The organism is Pirellulales bacterium (assembly GCA_019694435.1).
In the GTDB taxonomy this organism is placed as follows: Bacteria; Planctomycetota; Planctomycetia; order Pirellulales; family JAEUIK01; genus JAIBBZ01.
The window spans coordinates 13029-28381 of sequence record JAIBBZ010000012.1 but is presented as its reverse complement, the minus strand read 5'-3'; the positions used below and the strand labels follow the sequence as shown (position 1 = coordinate 28381).

Sequence of the window (15353 nt, the reverse complement as noted above, 5' to 3'; positions counted from 1 at the left end):
TCCTTACGCTGCGCGGAAAAGTTGTCGGCGACAGTATGGGCCGCGTTCAGGTGACAGGTCAATGCGGCGCGGGTGCCGCTCAGCTCTGGCGATCAGTCCGCGCCACGGCGCCGTAATAGCTGCCGTAGGCCGCGTGGCAGCGCGCCTTGACCGCGGCGCGGTCGGCCAGTTCCGGAAAGTCGGCATAGCGGTCGGCCTCGATCTCCGAGACGTCGTAGCGGCTCGTGCCATCGAGCACGAGCTGCGCCATGATCTGGCCGATCGCCGGACTCTGTACGATGCCATGCCCGCAGAACGCCGCGCAGTGAAACAAACCGGCAATCTCGGCGTCGGGCCCGCAGAAAGGCTTGCCGTCGGGCGTGAAGGTCATGATGCCATGCGTAATGTGCATGGGGGTCCGCTCGTTGATCCAGGGGAAACGCCGTCCGGCGGCATCGAGCAACAGCGCCACGCGCAGCTCGGTCCGCGCGGCGCGCAATTCCGACATCTCAAAGTCGTCGCCCAAGGTTTCCATGTCGTAGCCCTGCGGCTCCGACTCGTAGATGCCCACGATCAGGCCACCCACTTCGGGCCGGGTATAGATGCGATTGGCGCGATCGCGCACCGCCGGGCTGTAGCGATCGACCGGGATCTCGGCCTGCGGTTGCGTGGTCAGGTAGTAATGCCCGATGGCGGCCGACGCGAGGCGCGTTTGGGCCTTGGCGGCGGTCAAGTACGACCAGGGGCCCGTCGCGTTGATGACGATCGGCGCGAAGTAATCTTGGCCCGCGGCGCGGACGCCTTGGACGCGGCCGGCGGTGACGTAAACTTCGTCGACGGGCGACCGCGTGCGGAACTCGACGCCGTGCTCGCGCGCGACGCGCACATAGGCTGCCAGTAATTCGGCCGGCTGCAGGTGGCCGTCCGTCGGACAATAACAGGCATCGAGCAGATCGTCGGTGCGCATGTAGGGGAGCAATTGCGCGACGCGTTCGCGCGTGAGATGCTCGATGGCCAGGCCCGCTTCGCGCCCCATGTGCACGTGGTCGGCAATCTCGGCAGCGCGGTCGGCATCGGCCGCGATCCGCAGCGAACCGGTCTGCACGAAGATCTGTGTGCCGGTGCGCCCTTCCAGATCTCGCACGACTTCCAGTCCCTCGACGAGCATCCGCGTCGCGGCCCGCGTGGAACGTAGCTGACCGAGCAGTCCGGCGGCGCGGCCGGTCGATCCGGAACCGAGCAACGAACGTTCCAGCACAACGACGCGTTGGCCGCGCAGGGCCAGTTGCATGGCCGTGCTCGCGCCGGCGACGCCGCCGCCGATCACGAGCACATCGGCCCCAGGGGCTTGAGTGGAAGACATAGGCTCGCAGGCGCTCGCAATCTACGGGGTTCGCCACCGACCGTGCTGGCAGCGCGACGGGCCGGCGCCATTTGGCGGGCCGCGCGGCGGGTGCTGGCAGCGATGTAACTTAGGCGTTTGTAACCGGTTGTGTTAGGGTAAAAACCAGAGCCCTTTTCGGCAGGTAGAAAAGGCAGAGCCGGCGGGTGGCCGTGTTCCCGGTTGCGTTGAGCGACATGGTCCCTTCCCGGGGTCCGGCGGGCAATAACTTTCGATCCGTCAGCTCCGGCCGCGGCAGCACAGGCGTGACACAGCGGCATCCTGGAATTGAAGGACCAGGGAACAGGCTCAGCGAAGCGCAGGCACAGAGAAAGGATGGTTGGCCATGCCCGGAAAGTTTCGGCCGTACTCGGCAGTGATAACCGCGACCTTTGTTCTGTCGGTCGTCGTGGCTTGGCCGGCGCCCGGGGCGCGGGCGGGTGATGCGAAGTTGATCGTCGGCACCACAGTGGCCGATTTTCAACTGCCGACATCCAGCGGCGAAACCTGGTCGTTGGCCGACGCGAGCGAGGCTTCCCTGCTGGTCATCGCGTTCATGGGTACGGAGTGCCCGCTTGCACAGCTTTACGCGCCGCGGCTCGAGGCCTTGGCGCGACAATACGAATCGCGCGGCGTGCGGTTGGTGGCAGTCGATGCGAACGCCCAGGATTCGCTCGAAGAGATCAAGGCGTTCGCCGAACAATTCAACCTGACCTTTCCGGTACTCAAAGACGAAGGTGCCCGCGTGGCCGACGCGCTGGGGGCCACGCGTACGCCGGAGGTCTTTCTGCTCGATGCCTCGCGCACGGTGCGGTATCACGGTCGCGTCGATGATCAGGGGCGCGTCGGTTTTGTGCGACTCGAAGTCGGCCGCAACGACCTGGCCGTGGCCATGGATGAACTCCTGGCGGGTAAGCCGGTCAGCCAGCCCGAGCTGCCGGCGATCGGCTGCCTGATCGGGCGGCGTCGCGAGAGCACGACCTCGGCGCCGGTGACCTATGCCAAGGAAGTCTCGAGGATTTTCCAGCGCCGTTGCATCGAGTGTCACCGCGCCGGCGAGATCGGACCGTTTTCGATGGAGAACTTCGACGACGTGGCCGGTTGGGCCGACATGATCCGCGAAGTGGTCGAGCAGGAACGCATGCCGCCGTGGTTTGCGAACCCGGCCTACGGCAAGTTCTTGAACGATGCCCGACTGACGCCCGAGGAGAAGCAGACGATTTTCGCCTGGATTGACGCCGGCGCGCCGTTGGGCGACGCGAGCGACCTGCCCGCGCCGCGCCAGTTCGTCGAGGGCTGGAACATCGGCGAGCCGGACCAGGTGGTGAAGACGTCGGAAACGCCGTTCGAAGTGCCGGCCGAAGGCGTGCTCGACTACGAGCATTTCGTGGTCGACCCCGGCTGGACCGAGGACAAATGGATCGTGGCCGCGGAAGTGCGTCCGGGCGCTCGTTCGGTCGTGCATCACGTGTTCGTGATGTGCATCCCGCCGAACGAAAAATTCCAGATGTTCAAGATTGCCTTCGACGGCGGCCTGATCGGCGGCTATGCCCCCGGGATGCCTCCCTTCCTGGCCAATCCGGGCGTGGCCCGCAAGGTGAAGGCGGGCTCGAAGATCGTGTTCCAACTGCACTACACGCCCAATGGCCGGCCGCAGCAGGACATCACCAGCGTCGGCTTCAAGTTCTGTGATGCCAGCCAGGTCCAGCAAGAAGTCGAGGTGCGGGGTGCGAGCTATTGGATGTTCATGATCCCGCCGGGTGCGGCCAACCACGAATTGCACGCCAGCTACAAGTTTCGCAAGGACGAATACGTGGCCAACCTGCTGCCGCACATGCACCTGCGCGGCAAGGCGTTTCGCTATGTTGCCAAGTATCCCGACGGCACGAGCGAAATCCTGCTCGACGTGCCCAAGTACGACTTCAACTGGCAGATTCAATACGAGTTCGACAAGCCGAAGCTGATGCCCAAGGGGACCACGCTCGAGTGCACGGGTGTGTACGACAATTCGGCCGACAACCCGGCCAACCCGGACCCGACGGAATGGGTCCGTCCCGGCGAGCAGACGTGGCACGAGATGATGATCGGCTGGTACTCGACGCTGACGGTGCCGAAGGACTAGCAGACGGTTGAGCCCGTCAACGGGCCGCCTGCCTGTGCCGCCGTGGTGGACCTTTCCGCCCGACCGCGGCACGCGTTAAGATGGCCGCTCATCGAGCAGGCGGTTGTCCATCTTGACGAGTACGGATGCCATGCATGTTTCGCTGGTGGTTTTCGGTGGAGGTCCCGGGGGGTACGCGGCTGCGTTTCTGGCGGCCGATTTGGGCCTGGAGGTGGCGATCGTCGATCGCGAGCCGCGGCTGGGGGGCACCTGCCTGCTGAAGGGGTGTATCCCGTCGAAGGCCCTACTGCACGTGGCCAAGGTGCTGTCCGAGGCCCGCGAGGCCTCGCATTGGGGCGTCACCTTTGCCCAGCCGCAGATCGACATCGACGTCATGCGCTCGCGCAAAGAAAAGGTCATCGACACGCTCTCGGGCGGTCTCAAGCAGTTGGCCAAGAAGCGCAACGTGCGGATCATCCACGCCGAGGCCGAATTCCTCGATTCGCAGACCTTGAAGCTCTCCGGCGGCGACCCCGCGACGCGCGACGACGACAAGCTCACCTTCGACCACTGCATCCTCGCGGTCGGGTCGAGCCCGACGCGGATTCCGGCATTTGACCTGAAAACCAACCGGGTCATGGACTCGACCGGGGCGCTTGAACTGCGGGATGTGCCCGAATCGCTGTTGGTGATTGGCGGCGGCTATATCGGGCTCGAAATGGGCACGGTCTACGCTGAGCTAGGGGCCAAAGTGAGCGTTGTCGAGCTGACCGACGGACTACTTCCCGGGGCAGACCGCGATCTGGTCAAGCCACTGGCAGCGCGGCTCGAAAAGCAGTTTGCCGGGATTCACCTGCAGACCAAGGTCGAGGGTCTCAAAGACGGCGGCGACCACATCGAAGCGACGCTCAGCGCGTCCTCGGGAACTCGGCAAGAGAAGTTCAGCCGGGTGCTCGTATCGGTTGGCCGCCGGCCGAACAGCCGCGGGATTGGCCTGGAAAACACTCAGGTCGAGCTCGACCAGCGCGGGTTCGTCGTCGTCGATCGCCAACAGCGCACGGCCGATCCGCACATCCTGGCCATCGGCGATGTGGCCGGTGAACCCATGCTCGCCCACAAGGCCGCGCACGAGGGCAAGGTCGCGGTCGAAGCCCTGCACGGCGGGCCGGCCGAGTTCGACAAGGTGGCCATTCCGGCCGTGGTCTTTACCGATCCCGAACTGGCCTGGGCCGGGCTGACCGAAGAGCAGGCGCGCCAGCAAGGCCGCGATGTCGAGGTGGCCCGATACCCTTGGGCGGCCAGCGGCCGGGCCCAATCGCTGTTGCGCACCGAAGGGTTGACGAAGCTGATTGTTGACCCGGAGAACGAACGGGTGCTGGGTGTGGGGATCGTCGGCGCGGGCGCGGGCGAATTGATCGCCGAGGCTGTCCTGGCGATGGAAATGGGCTGCACGGCCCGCGACCTGGCCGAGTCGATTCATCCGCACCCGACGCTCAGCGAGACCGTGGGTTTCAGCGCCGAGGCGTTCCTGGGCACGGCGACGGAGATCTACCGGCCCCGCAAGGCGGGCGTGGCCGACTGAAGGTCCCTTGGCCGATTCGGCCCCGTGGCTAATTCGGCGGCGCAGCGAGATATTCTGGCCGCGGCCGCTGGTCAACGCGCGCCCGCGTGTCGAGAATACGAGCGCCGCTGCGCGCCTGCATCTCGGTTCGCGCGCGAGGTGCCATGCAGGAGACGATAGCCATGGTCGAAGTCAGCCCCTTGATTGAGCGGATTCGCGGCGAGTTCTCGGCAAGCGAAGCGAAGCTCAAACAATTTCGGTCGCGCCTGGTCGACAATCTGCACGCTCGAAAAGAGCGCGAAGCGCGCCTGGAACGAATCTTCGAGGATCTGCGCGAAGTCTGGCGCTCGCGGCTCGAGACGCTGGCGCAAGAGTTCGGCGATCGGCTCGAATTGACGCCGAAAGTAGAGCCGGGCCATCGCCTGGTGTCGATGCACGTGCAATCGGCGCTGGCGACGATCAAGTTGCAACTCTCCGCGGCGGCCAACAGCGATGTGACGCAAATGGTGCTGGCCTACGACTTGGACATTCTGCCCATCTTGATGGAATTCGAGCGGCACGCCGAGTTGGCGTTACCGCTCGATGAAGTCCGTCCGGAGGTCGTCGGCCAGTGGCTTGACGATCGTATCGTCGAGTTCGTCCACACGTATCTCTCCTTGTATGAAAACGAGCACTATCTGAAAGATCAGATGGTCGACGACCCGATTGCCAGGGTGAGCTTTCCCAAGTTCGCGGCGGGGGCCAAGCGCGAACGCGGTGGGCAGACGATCTACTTCATCAGCGAGGAGACGGCGGCGGAATTCGATCGGCAGTCGCCCCCCTAGCTCGATGCAGCCATCCGCAGCCTGCGGGGCTGACCGTCAAACCACCCAAACCACCCCTCCGAGCGTTGCGGGCCAGCGGCGCAGAAACCGGCCCGCACCTTTCCTTCGCTCTGACCTTTACGGTTGTGCCAGCACGGGGAATAATACGCCTGGCTCCCGGGCGACGAAAACCGTGCGGCCGCTTCGAGTTCGGCTCAAACTCGCGACGGTGGTTCGGCGTATGGCGCAAGCGCCGGGGGAGCGACGGATTGCAGGCGGAACGTCGGCACCACTGCCGACTTAGGTGAATGCGAAGACCTGTCGCGCGATGCCTGGCCAGGGGCCTCACTCCTGGCAGCACCAGGGCTGCGCGGTTCTGTCCAAGCGTCCTCCTAAAATGCCCTCAGGGCGCGCCGAGATGCCTCGGCCGTTGCACCTCGCGGGGCGAACCGCCCCAGGTCGAAGGAGACGATTGACCATGGCAGTCAGCGAGTTCGAATCGGCCGTACCCGGCGACTACGATCCGGCCGAAACGGCCGAATGGCTCGAGTCGCTCGAATACGTGTTGGAGAGCAAGGGGCGCGAGCGGGTCAGCTTCCTGCTCCAGCAACTCAGCGAGGCCGCCCATCGGCGCGGCGTTGAGTTGCCGTTCACGGCCAACACGCCTTACATCAATACCATTCCCGCCGACAAGCAGCCGATCTATCCCGGCAACCGCGAACTCGAGCGGCGCATCAAGAGCATCATTCGTTGGAACGCGATGGCCATGGTCGTGCGCGCCAACCGGATGAGCCCCGGCATCGGCGGGCATATCTCGACCTATGCGTCGGCCGCCACGTTGTTGGAAGTCGGCTTCAATCATTTCTTCCGCGGCAAGAGCGACGACTACTCGGGCGATCAGATCTTCTTCCAAGGGCACGCCTCGCCGGGTATCTATGCCCGGGCGTTTCTCGAAGGGCGGTTGACCGAAAAGCAGCTCGAGAATTTCCGCCGCGAGATGGCCGAAGGCGGCGGGTTATCGTCGTACCCGCATCCTTGGTTGATGCCGCACTTTTGGGAGTTTCCGACGGTCTCGATGGGCCTGGGGCCGATCATGGCCATCTACCAGGCACGGTTCAACAAGTATCTGACCGACCGCGGCATCAAGGATTGCAGCCGCTCGCACGTTTGGGCATTCATGGGCGACGGCGAATGCGACGAGCCGGAAGCTCTCGGCGCCATCACGCTGGCCAGCCGCGAAAACCTCGACAACCTGATCTTCGTGATCAACTGCAACCTGCAGCGGCTCGACGGCCCCGTGCGCGGCAACGGCAAAATCATCCAGGAGCTCGAGGCCATTTTCCGCGGAGCGGGCTGGAACGTGGTCAAGGTGATCTGGGGTGACGACTGGGACCCCATGCTCGCGCGCGACAAGTCCGGCGCCCTGGTCCGCCGTATGGGCGAGATTGTTGACGGCGAGTACCAGAAGTACATCGTCAGCTCGGGTGAATACATTCGCGAGCACTTCTTCGGCAATGATCCGGAACTGCAGGCACTCGCGGCGCCGCTGTCGGACGAGAAGATCAAGCGAATGCGCCGCGGCGGCCACGATCCGGAGAAAGTCTACGCCGCCTACAAAGCAGCGGTCGATTGTCAGGGCCGTCCGACGGTCGTGCTGGCCAAGACGATCAAGGGCTACGGCCTCGGCGAAGCCGGCGAAGGCCGCAACGTTACGCATCAACAGAAGAAGCTCAACGAAGAGGAGCTGCGCGAGTTCCGTACCCGGTTCGCGATTCCAATCTCGGACGAAGAGGTGGCCAAGGCGCCGTTTTATCGTCCGGCCGACGACAGTGCCGAGATCAAGTATCTGCATGCCCGCCGGCAAGAGTTGGGCGGTTACGTGCCCGGTCGACCGATGCAGGCGATGCCGCTCAAGACGCCAACGGCGACCGACTACAAGGAGTTTCTCGAAGGCAGCGGCGAGCGCGAGGTGTCGACCACGATGGCCTTCGTGCGGTTCTTCGGCAAGCTGCTCCGCGACAAGCACATCGGCCGCAACGTCGTGCCGATCGTGCCGGACGAATCGCGCACGTTTGGCATGGAGGCGCTATTCCGGCAGTGCGGGATCTATGCCCATAAAGGCCAGCTTTACGAACCGGTCGATTCGGACAACGTGCTCTACTATCGCGAGGCGAAGGACGGTCAGATCCTCGAGGAAGGCATCACCGAAGCCGGGTCGATGGCCTCGTTCGTGGCGGCCGGAACGTCGTACACGACGCACGGCATCCCGATGATTCCGTTCTTCATCTTCTATTCGATGTTCGGCTTCCAGCGGATCGGCGACTTGATCTGGGCCGCCGGCGATTCTCGCTGCAAGGGTTTTCTGCTGGGGGCCACCGCCGGGCGCACGACGCTCGCCGGCGAAGGACTGCAGCACCAGGACGGCCACAGCCACCTGATCGCGCTGGCGTTTCCACACGTGCGCGCGTACGACCCGGCCTATGCCTACGAGTGCACGACGATCATCCTCGACGGCATGCGGCGGATGTACAAGGAAGGCGACGATGCCATCTACTACATCACCGTCATGAACGAGAACTACGTGCAGCCGCCGCTGCCCCCCGGCACCGAGGAAGGCATCGTCCGCGGCATCTACCCGGTGTCGACCGCCGACGCCGGCCACGGCCGCCCGCATGTGCAATTGTTCGGCTCGGGGGCCATCTTCCGCGAGACGCTCGCGGCGCAGCGCATCTTGGCCGAAAAGTTCGGCGTCTCCAGCAAGGTCTGGAGTGTGACGAGCTATCGCGAGCTGTGGCGCGACGCGCAGGCCGTCGATCGCTGGAACATGCTCCACCCGCTCGAGCCCAAGCGGCAGTCGTTCCTCGAACAGTCGCTGGCCGGTGAGGCCGGCCCGTTTGTCGCCGCCAGCGACTATGTGTGCGCCTTGCCGCAGATCATCGACCCCTGGGTCCCCGGCGGCCTGACCGTCTTGGGCACCGACGGCTTCGGTCGGAGCGAATCGCGCGAGGTCTTGCGGCGGTTCTTCGAGGTCGATGCCGCTGCCATCGTCGTGGCGGCGCTCGATCGCCTCGCTCGGGCGGGCAGCGTGCCCGCGGACGACGTCGCGCGGGCGATCCGCGAATTTGGCATCGATCCGGAACAGCCCGATCCGTTTACGCAGACCTACGTTTCGTAGCAACACGCGGCGGTGCGCCGCGCACAGCAACAGTGGGCTGCGGTTGCCACCGGGCGACTGCGCCCGACAAGGGAAGGGACATGGCGATTGAATTCCGTTTGCCCGATCTGGGTGAAAACATCGAGTCGGGCGACGTGGTCAACGTGCTCGTCAACGTCGGCGACGAGATTACAGCCAACCAGGCGATCGTCGAATTAGAGACCGACAAGGCGGTCGTCGAGGTGCCGTGCTCGCATGCCGGCAAGATCACGGCGATCCACGTGGCGAAGGGCCAATCCGTGCCGGTCGGCGGGTTGCTCGTGACCCTCGAAGCGGTAGGTAGCGCCGGCGCGGCGGCGGCACCATCCAAGCCGGCGAAGGCACAGAAAGAAAAACAGCCCGCCAAGGCCCAAGAACAGCCCGAACCGGCCAAGGCCGCTAAGGCGGCGCCGAAGGCCGAGCGCAACGGCCCCGAGTCACGCCCCAGCCGCGCACCCGCGAAGCCGCCCGCGCCGGAACCCGTTGCGAGTTCCCCGGCGACGGACGAGGCCGAAGGGGACGACGGGCTGGCCGCACCGGCGGGCCCCGCCACGCGCCGCCTCGCGAGGGAACTGGGCGTCGATCTCGCGCGGGTATCGGGAAGCGGCCCGGGCGGGCGAATCACTCGCGAAGACGTCATCGCCGCCGTTCGCCAGTTCAGCTCGGGAGCCAATGCAGCGCCCGTCAGCACGGCGACATCCGGCGGCGGCACGGCGACCGCCCCGGCGAAATCGGCCAAGTCGGCCTCGCGCCCGGCGCCTGCGGGCACGCCGGGCACCGACTCGTATGGAGCGGTCCGGCGCGAGCGGATGAGCAAGATCCGCAAGACGATCGCGGTGAACATGGCCCGGTCGTCGAGCACGATTCCGCACGTCACGAACTTTGACGATGCCGATATCACCGAGCTGGAACAGATCCGCAAGACGAGCGCGACCGATCACGACGGCCGTCCGGTGAAATTGACGATGCTGGCCTTCGTGCTGAAGGCGGTGGCGCAGTCGCTGCGTCAGCACCCGACGCTCAATGCCTCGCTCGACCTGGAGGCCGAGGAAATCGTTTACAAGGACTACGTCAACGTCGGCGTGGCCGTCGATACCGAGCGGGGCCTGGTCGTGCCCGTGATGCGCAATGCCGATCGGATGAGCATCCCGCAGATCGGCCAGGGTCTGACCGGCATGGCCGCGCAAGCCCGCAGCGCCCAGTTCGCCATCGAGGACCTGCGCGGCGGCACCTTCACGATCAGCAACCTGGGGGCGGTCGGCGGGACCTATTCGACGCCGATCATCAACCATCCAGAGGTGGCCGTGCTGCTGGTGGGCCGCTCGCGGATGTTGCCCAAGTGGATCGGCGACAAGTTCGAGCCGCGGCTGATGATGCCGCTGAGCCTGTCATACGATCATCGCCTGGTCGACGGGGCCGCCGCGGCACGGTTCCTCAACGAAGTGATCGAGTATCTGCAAACTCCCGGCCGGCTGTTGCTGGCGACCTGACCGGGGTCGGCGTCGGCGATCCTCTGCGGCTGCCTGGCCATTGCGCGGTTTTCTTGACCCCGGCGCAGCGTCTGGGAGAATCGCTGCCCGGGAGAAGTGGCGAGAGGGGGCAATCGCATCCACACCAACCTGGAGTTGGCGGCATGGGCGACGCTACGCGCTCGTTGCGGGTCACGCATACGCTGAACCGCGCAGTCTTGGTCTATCCCGAGCGGCTGGCCGTGATCGACGGGGCGACGCGCAAGACCTGGCGCGAGCTGGGCGACCGCGTGCCGCGGCTGGCCGGTGCGCTGCGCGAGCGCGGGATCGGCTGCGACGACAAGGTCGCGATTCTCGCGCTGAACAGCTACCGCTATTTCGAGCTGTACTTTGCCACGATGTGGGCCGGTGGGGTCGTCGTGCCGCTCAATTTTCGCCTGGCCCCGCCCGAGTTGATCCACCAGATCAACGAATCCGAGGCCAAGGTGCTGTGCGTCGACGAGACGTTCGCCGCGATGCTGCCAGCCTTCGCGGGAAACATGCCGGCGATCAAGCACATCGTGTTGATGAAATCGGGCGACGACGCGCCGGCCGGTTGCGTACCCTACGAGGCGGCGCTCCAGGCGGGCGAGCCCTGTGCCGACGCGCTGCGCGGCGACGACGACGTGGCGGGCATTTTCTACACCGGCGGCACAACGGGCCGCGCCAAGGGCGTCATGCTGAGCCACGGCAACCTGATGGCCAATGCCCAGAACGGGCTGCTCGCCAACCACGGCAGTTTTCGCGATATCTACCTGCATTGCGCGCCGATGTTTCACCTGGCCGACATTTCCTCGACATTCGGCCTGACGATGATCGGTGCGACCCACTCGTTTCTGCCGTTCTACGAGCCGGTGGCGCTGATGCAGGCGATCCAGGAATATCGCGTGTCGCTCGTCGTGATGATTCCGACCATGCTCAACATGGTGATCAACCATCCGCGGTTCAGTGAGTTCGATCTGTCGAGCCTGCGTTGCGTGTTGTACGGCGCGTCGCCGATGCCCTTAGCCGTGCTGCAAAAGGCGCTGCAGGTGCTGCCGTGCGACTACATCCAAGGCTACGGCATGACCGAATTGTCGCCGCTGGTGACCATGCTGCCGCCGGCCGATCACGTCGATCTCGACACGCCCGAACGGCAGCGCCATCTGAAGAGCGCGGGATTTCCCCTGTTCACCGCCGAGGTCAAGGTGCTCGACGACGAAGACCGCGAGGTACCCTACGGCACGGTCGGCGAGATCTGCGCGCGCGGACCGATGGTCATGCAGGGCTACTGGAAGCAACCCGATGCGACCGCGCAGGCCTTGCGCAATGGCTGGATGCACACGGGCGATGCCGGCTATATGGAGCCCGACGGCTACCTGTACCTGGTCGATCGGACCAAGGACATGATCGTCAGCGGCGGCGAGAACGTGTATTCGACCGAGGTCGAGGCGGCGTTGTACGACCATCCGGCGGTGCTCGAGGCCGCCGTGATCGGCATTCCCCACGAGGTCTGGGGTGAGGCCGTGCATGCCATCGTCGTATGCCGCACGGGGCACGTGGTGACCGCCGAGGAGCTGTTCGAGCATTGCCACGCGCGGATTGCCAACTACAAATGCCCGAAGTCAGTCGATTTTCACGCGTCCGAGCTCCCCAAGAGCGGGGCCGGCAAGATCCTCAAACGCGAGCTGCGCAAGCCGTTCTGGGAGTCGCACGAGCGGATGATAAACTAAGGCCGTTCGTGGGACCGCGTCGTCCGTGCTGTTTCCTGCCTCGTTTCCTGCTGCAAGTCGTCAACGGTGTCTATGGCCACGATTGCTTCGCCGAGTGTCGGATCGCATTTCCTGTTCACCGAAGAGCATGAGCTGCTGCGCAAGACGGTACGGCAGTTTCTCGAGCGCGAGGTCAATCCGCACGCCGACGCCTGGGAAGAGGCCGGCATCATTCCCAAGTCGCTGTACCTGCGGGGCGGCGAGCTGGGTTTCTTCGGGCACCACACGCCGGAAGAGTACGGCGGCTACGGCGCCGACGCCCGCATGGCGGTCGTGCTGGCCGAGGAGTTCTCGTTTGCGCACACCAGCGGCCTGGGCATGGCTTTCGGCGCGCATTCCGAGATCGCGATGCCGCACATCGTCCGGTTCGGCACCCATGAGCAGAAGCAACGCTGGTTGCCCGACCTCGTCGCGGGGCGCAAAGTGGCGGCGCTGGGCATTACCGAGCCGGGCGCCGGCAGCAACGTGGCGGGCCTGGCGACGACGGCCCGCCGCGAGGGAGATCATTTCCGTCTGACCGGGTCGAAGATCTTCATCACCAACTCGGTCAATGCCGACGTGTTCTGCATCGCGGCCAAGACCGACCCCAACGCCGGGCACAAGGGGATCAGCATGCTGCTGGTTCCTCGCGAAACGCCGGGCTTTACGGTCGAGCACATGAAGAACAAGCTCGGCCGCCGCGCCAGCGACACGGGGTTGCTGACGTTCGACGAATGCGTGGTGCCCGCCGAAAACGTACTCGGCGAGTTGAATCGCGGCTTTTACCAGATCATGCAGTGCTTCGAGAACGAGCGGCTGGTGATCGCGGCCGGATGTGTCGGCGCGGCACAGTCCACGCTCGAGCGGACGATCAAGTACTGCCAGGAACGCCCGATGGGTTTCGGCCATCTGTCCGACATGCAGGTCACTCGTCAGCGGCTGGCCCGGTCGTACATGGAGCTCGAGGCGATGCGCCAGATGGTCTATTCCACGACCTGGCGGGTGATCAACGGGCAGCCGAGCTTGAAAGAGGTTTGCGCGGCCAAGGCGTTCGCCTCGGAGGCGGCCTGCCGCATTATCGACGACTGCTTCCAGCTCCACGGCGGCTACGCATATTTCACCGACTATCTGGTCGAGCGTGCCTACCGCGACATCCGGCTCGACCGCATCGGCGGCGGTGCGACCGAAGTGATGCTCGAGATCATCGCCAAGCAGCTGCGGATTTGAGCTCGCGGCCGGCGAGGTCTAGAAGTCGAACCACAGCCCGGCGCCGATCTGCTCTTCGTTCTGGCCGAGCAGTTCGTATTGAGGGCTCATGCCGTTGAGATAGTGCAGGCCGAGCCGGAGCAGGTGGCCCGGCCCGTCGCCGCGCCACTGCCAGCCGGCCTGAAAGGTGAAGCGGCCGCTGTAGTTGATCTCTTCGTGCAAGTGCACGTTCGTCGCCATGAACGGGGCACCGCGCAGGCCGCTGGGCTGGCCGGGGCTGTATTCGGCCCCGAACTGGAACTCCCACTGCTCGGCCACGTCCTCGTAAAACGACCAGCCGGCCTCGCCGTAGAACCGCCAGTTGTTGTTGGGGCGAAAGGCCGTGCCATAGACGACGACATCGCGGCTGTAGTTGATCCGCGTATAGCCGGGGTTCTTGAGCAGGAATTCGTCGCCCAGGTGCGCGCTGAGATGATAGTAGGCCAATTTGAACTGCCAAGGGCCGCGGCCATAAGTCAGCGGAAAGCCGCCACGAAAGTCGGCCGCGACGAGGTCGCGTTCTTCGTCCAGATCGAGCCGCGGAAACGCGGCCCCCTCGATATCGAGCTGCACTCCCTCGGGATGCGCCGGATCGGTCGTTCCATACCGCCACAAGCCCGCCCGGCCGCCCAGCGTAACGTCCCAGTAGGGTCCGTAATCTTTTTCATGGAACCATTGCACGGCCAGGCGCGGCTCTTTCGTGCCGGCCAGATACGAGCGGTAGATCAGCCCCACGGGAAGCACCTGCGAGGTCCACGGTTCTTCCGCGGCCGCCGGCTCGAAATAGTGCGTCGCCGGCGCGAGCTGTGGCTCGGGAGGAGAAGCAGGCTGCAGCACCGGAGCGTCGAAGCGATCGGTCACGACGGCATAGCCGCTACCGAACGGACCCTGAGCTCGCAGCGGAGCACTACACGCCAGGAGCAACAGCAAGGCCCACGCAACGGCTCGCGCGCCAGGTGGCCGTGTAGGAACTCGTAGGGACATGCAGTGGCTGGCCAAGGTGATGGAGTGCAAGGGTCCTACGACCCCGACGACTCGGGTATTAGGAACTATCGGCACAAGTGGAGCGTGTCCGCTCACCTCTGAGCGTGCTTCGAGGTGCCAAATTCGAGCTGCATGAGCCGACCCTGCCGGCCAGTGAAGATCTGCGGCCCCACGGGGTGCTGTCGTGTCGCTGCTGGCGCGGGGCGCGGCGCCGCCGGCCACTGATTGTGCTGCGTAATCTTTAACGCCCGCGCGCACGGCCATTCATTCACGCATGCACCCTTGCACGATGATGGGGATGGCGGCACGGACGACGCCGCGCTTAGGGTGTTGATTTACGCCACCCGTTCTCGAAGGACCGCACGGATGAAGAGCCGAATACTGGCCTGCACTGTTCTGGCCGTGTTGTTGTCGTGCAGCGCCGCGCTGGCGGGCCCTATCGAGCAGAACATCCTGCGGAACCTGGGTTGGTGGTACGGCCCGGGCTACCACGCCTATAACGGGTGTCCCTGCTATCCCAAGCGGCCCTGGACTTTTTGCCCGACGACGTTTCCGGCACCAGTGCCCTATGGCGTAGCGATCCCGCAGAGGTCGAGCGTGCTGTCGGCGACGATCCCTGGCTATGGGTTCGGCCAAGGCTGCATCAATTGCATGCCGGAGATCCACCACTACCCGGCGACGCCTTATTCGCAAGAGCCGACGCCGGTCGAGGGTGTGGAGATTATCGAAGAGCCGATGGCCGAGCCGGGGTCGGACGCGCCGGAGATGGAATAATCTCGGCGCTGACGCCCCGCGGGGGCTGAGTTCGGCGCCGGCGCCCGCTGCCGTTCGCGCCCTTGCGCCAAACCTCTCGCTGCGCTACCATAAC

General features: G+C 65.0%; 10 protein-coding genes. 8 read left to right on the top strand and 2 right to left on the bottom strand.

The window, feature by feature from the left end; genetic code table 11:
* Positions 1 to 79: 79 nt before the first annotated feature.
* A complete protein-coding gene (locus tag K1X74_11185) occupies positions 80 to 1342 on the bottom strand; it encodes an FAD-binding oxidoreductase (protein MBX7166883.1) in 1263 nt (420 codons plus the stop codon).
* Between the two features lie 364 nt (positions 1343 to 1706).
* Between K1X74_11185 and K1X74_11180 the strand changes: the two genes are divergently transcribed.
* The 7 genes from K1X74_11180 to K1X74_11150 all read left to right on the top strand — a co-directional run bounded on the left by K1X74_11180 (position 1707) and on the right by K1X74_11150 (position 13483).
* Entirely contained in the window at positions 1707 to 3482 is a 1776-nt protein-coding gene (locus K1X74_11180) for a redoxin domain-containing protein (protein MBX7166882.1), read from the top strand.
* Positions 3483 to 3612: 130 nt separating this feature from the next.
* Entirely contained in the window at positions 3613 to 5043 is a 1431-nt protein-coding gene (gene lpdA, locus K1X74_11175; GenBank protein ID MBX7166881.1) for a dihydrolipoyl dehydrogenase, read from the top strand.
* Between the two features lie 161 nt (positions 5044 to 5204).
* Positions 5205 to 5846 (top strand): hypothetical protein, encoded by a 642-nt coding sequence (locus tag K1X74_11170; protein ID MBX7166880.1) that lies wholly within the window; start codon positions 5205 to 5207, stop codon positions 5844 to 5846.
* Between the two features lie 457 nt (positions 5847 to 6303).
* Positions 6304 to 9000 carry a pyruvate dehydrogenase (acetyl-transferring), homodimeric type gene (gene aceE / locus K1X74_11165; GenBank protein MBX7166879.1) on the top strand — a complete coding sequence of 899 codons (2697 nt, stop codon included), beginning with the start codon at positions 6304 to 6306 and terminating at the stop codon, positions 8998 to 9000.
* An 80-nt stretch (positions 9001 to 9080) separates the two neighbouring features.
* Positions 9081 to 10508 (top strand): 2-oxo acid dehydrogenase subunit E2, encoded by a 1428-nt coding sequence (locus K1X74_11160; protein MBX7166878.1) that lies wholly within the window; start codon positions 9081 to 9083, stop codon positions 10506 to 10508.
* A gap of 143 nt (positions 10509 to 10651) precedes the next feature.
* Positions 10652 to 12238, top strand: coding sequence for a long-chain fatty acid--CoA ligase (locus tag K1X74_11155; GenBank protein MBX7166877.1), 1587 nt, complete (start codon positions 10652 to 10654; stop codon positions 12236 to 12238).
* Positions 12239 to 12310: 72 nt separating this feature from the next.
* Positions 12311 to 13483 (top strand): acyl-CoA dehydrogenase family protein, encoded by a 1173-nt coding sequence (locus tag K1X74_11150; GenBank protein ID MBX7166876.1) that lies wholly within the window; start codon positions 12311 to 12313, stop codon positions 13481 to 13483.
* A gap of 18 nt (positions 13484 to 13501) precedes the next feature.
* Here K1X74_11150 and K1X74_11145 read toward each other — a convergent pair whose 3' ends face one another.
* Positions 13502 to 14362, bottom strand: coding sequence for a DUF1207 domain-containing protein (locus K1X74_11145; protein MBX7166875.1), 861 nt, complete (start codon positions 14360 to 14362; stop codon positions 13502 to 13504).
* 489 nt (positions 14363 to 14851) lie between these two features.
* Between K1X74_11145 and K1X74_11140 the strand changes: the two genes are divergently transcribed.
* Positions 14852 to 15259, top strand: a complete 408-nt coding sequence (locus K1X74_11140) for a hypothetical protein (GenBank protein ID MBX7166874.1) — start codon at positions 14852 to 14854, stop codon at positions 15257 to 15259.
* Positions 15260 to 15353 lie beyond the last annotated feature (94 nt).

Excerpts from the sequence above, each read along its gene's own strand:
- K1X74_11180 (MBX7166882.1), top strand. The coding sequence starts at position 1,707 with ATGCCCGGAAAGTTTCGGCCGTACTCGGCAGTGATAACCGCGACCTTT.
- K1X74_11185 (MBX7166883.1), bottom strand. The coding sequence starts at position 1,342 with ATGTCTTCCACTCAAGCCCCTGGGGCCGATGTGCTCGTGATCGGCGGC.
- K1X74_11150 (MBX7166876.1), top strand. The coding sequence starts at position 12,311 with ATGGCCACGATTGCTTCGCCGAGTGTCGGATCGCATTTCCTGTTCACC.
- K1X74_11170 (MBX7166880.1), top strand. The coding sequence starts at position 5,205 with ATGGTCGAAGTCAGCCCCTTGATTGAGCGGATTCGCGGCGAGTTCTCG.
- K1X74_11140 (MBX7166874.1), top strand. The coding sequence starts at position 14,852 with ATGAAGAGCCGAATACTGGCCTGCACTGTTCTGGCCGTGTTGTTGTCG.
- K1X74_11155 (MBX7166877.1), top strand. The coding sequence starts at position 10,652 with ATGGGCGACGCTACGCGCTCGTTGCGGGTCACGCATACGCTGAACCGC.
- lpdA (MBX7166881.1), top strand. The coding sequence starts at position 3,613 with ATGCATGTTTCGCTGGTGGTTTTCGGTGGAGGTCCCGGGGGGTACGCG.
- aceE (MBX7166879.1), top strand. The coding sequence starts at position 6,304 with ATGGCAGTCAGCGAGTTCGAATCGGCCGTACCCGGCGACTACGATCCG.
- K1X74_11160 (MBX7166878.1), top strand. The coding sequence starts at position 9,081 with ATGGCGATTGAATTCCGTTTGCCCGATCTGGGTGAAAACATCGAGTCG.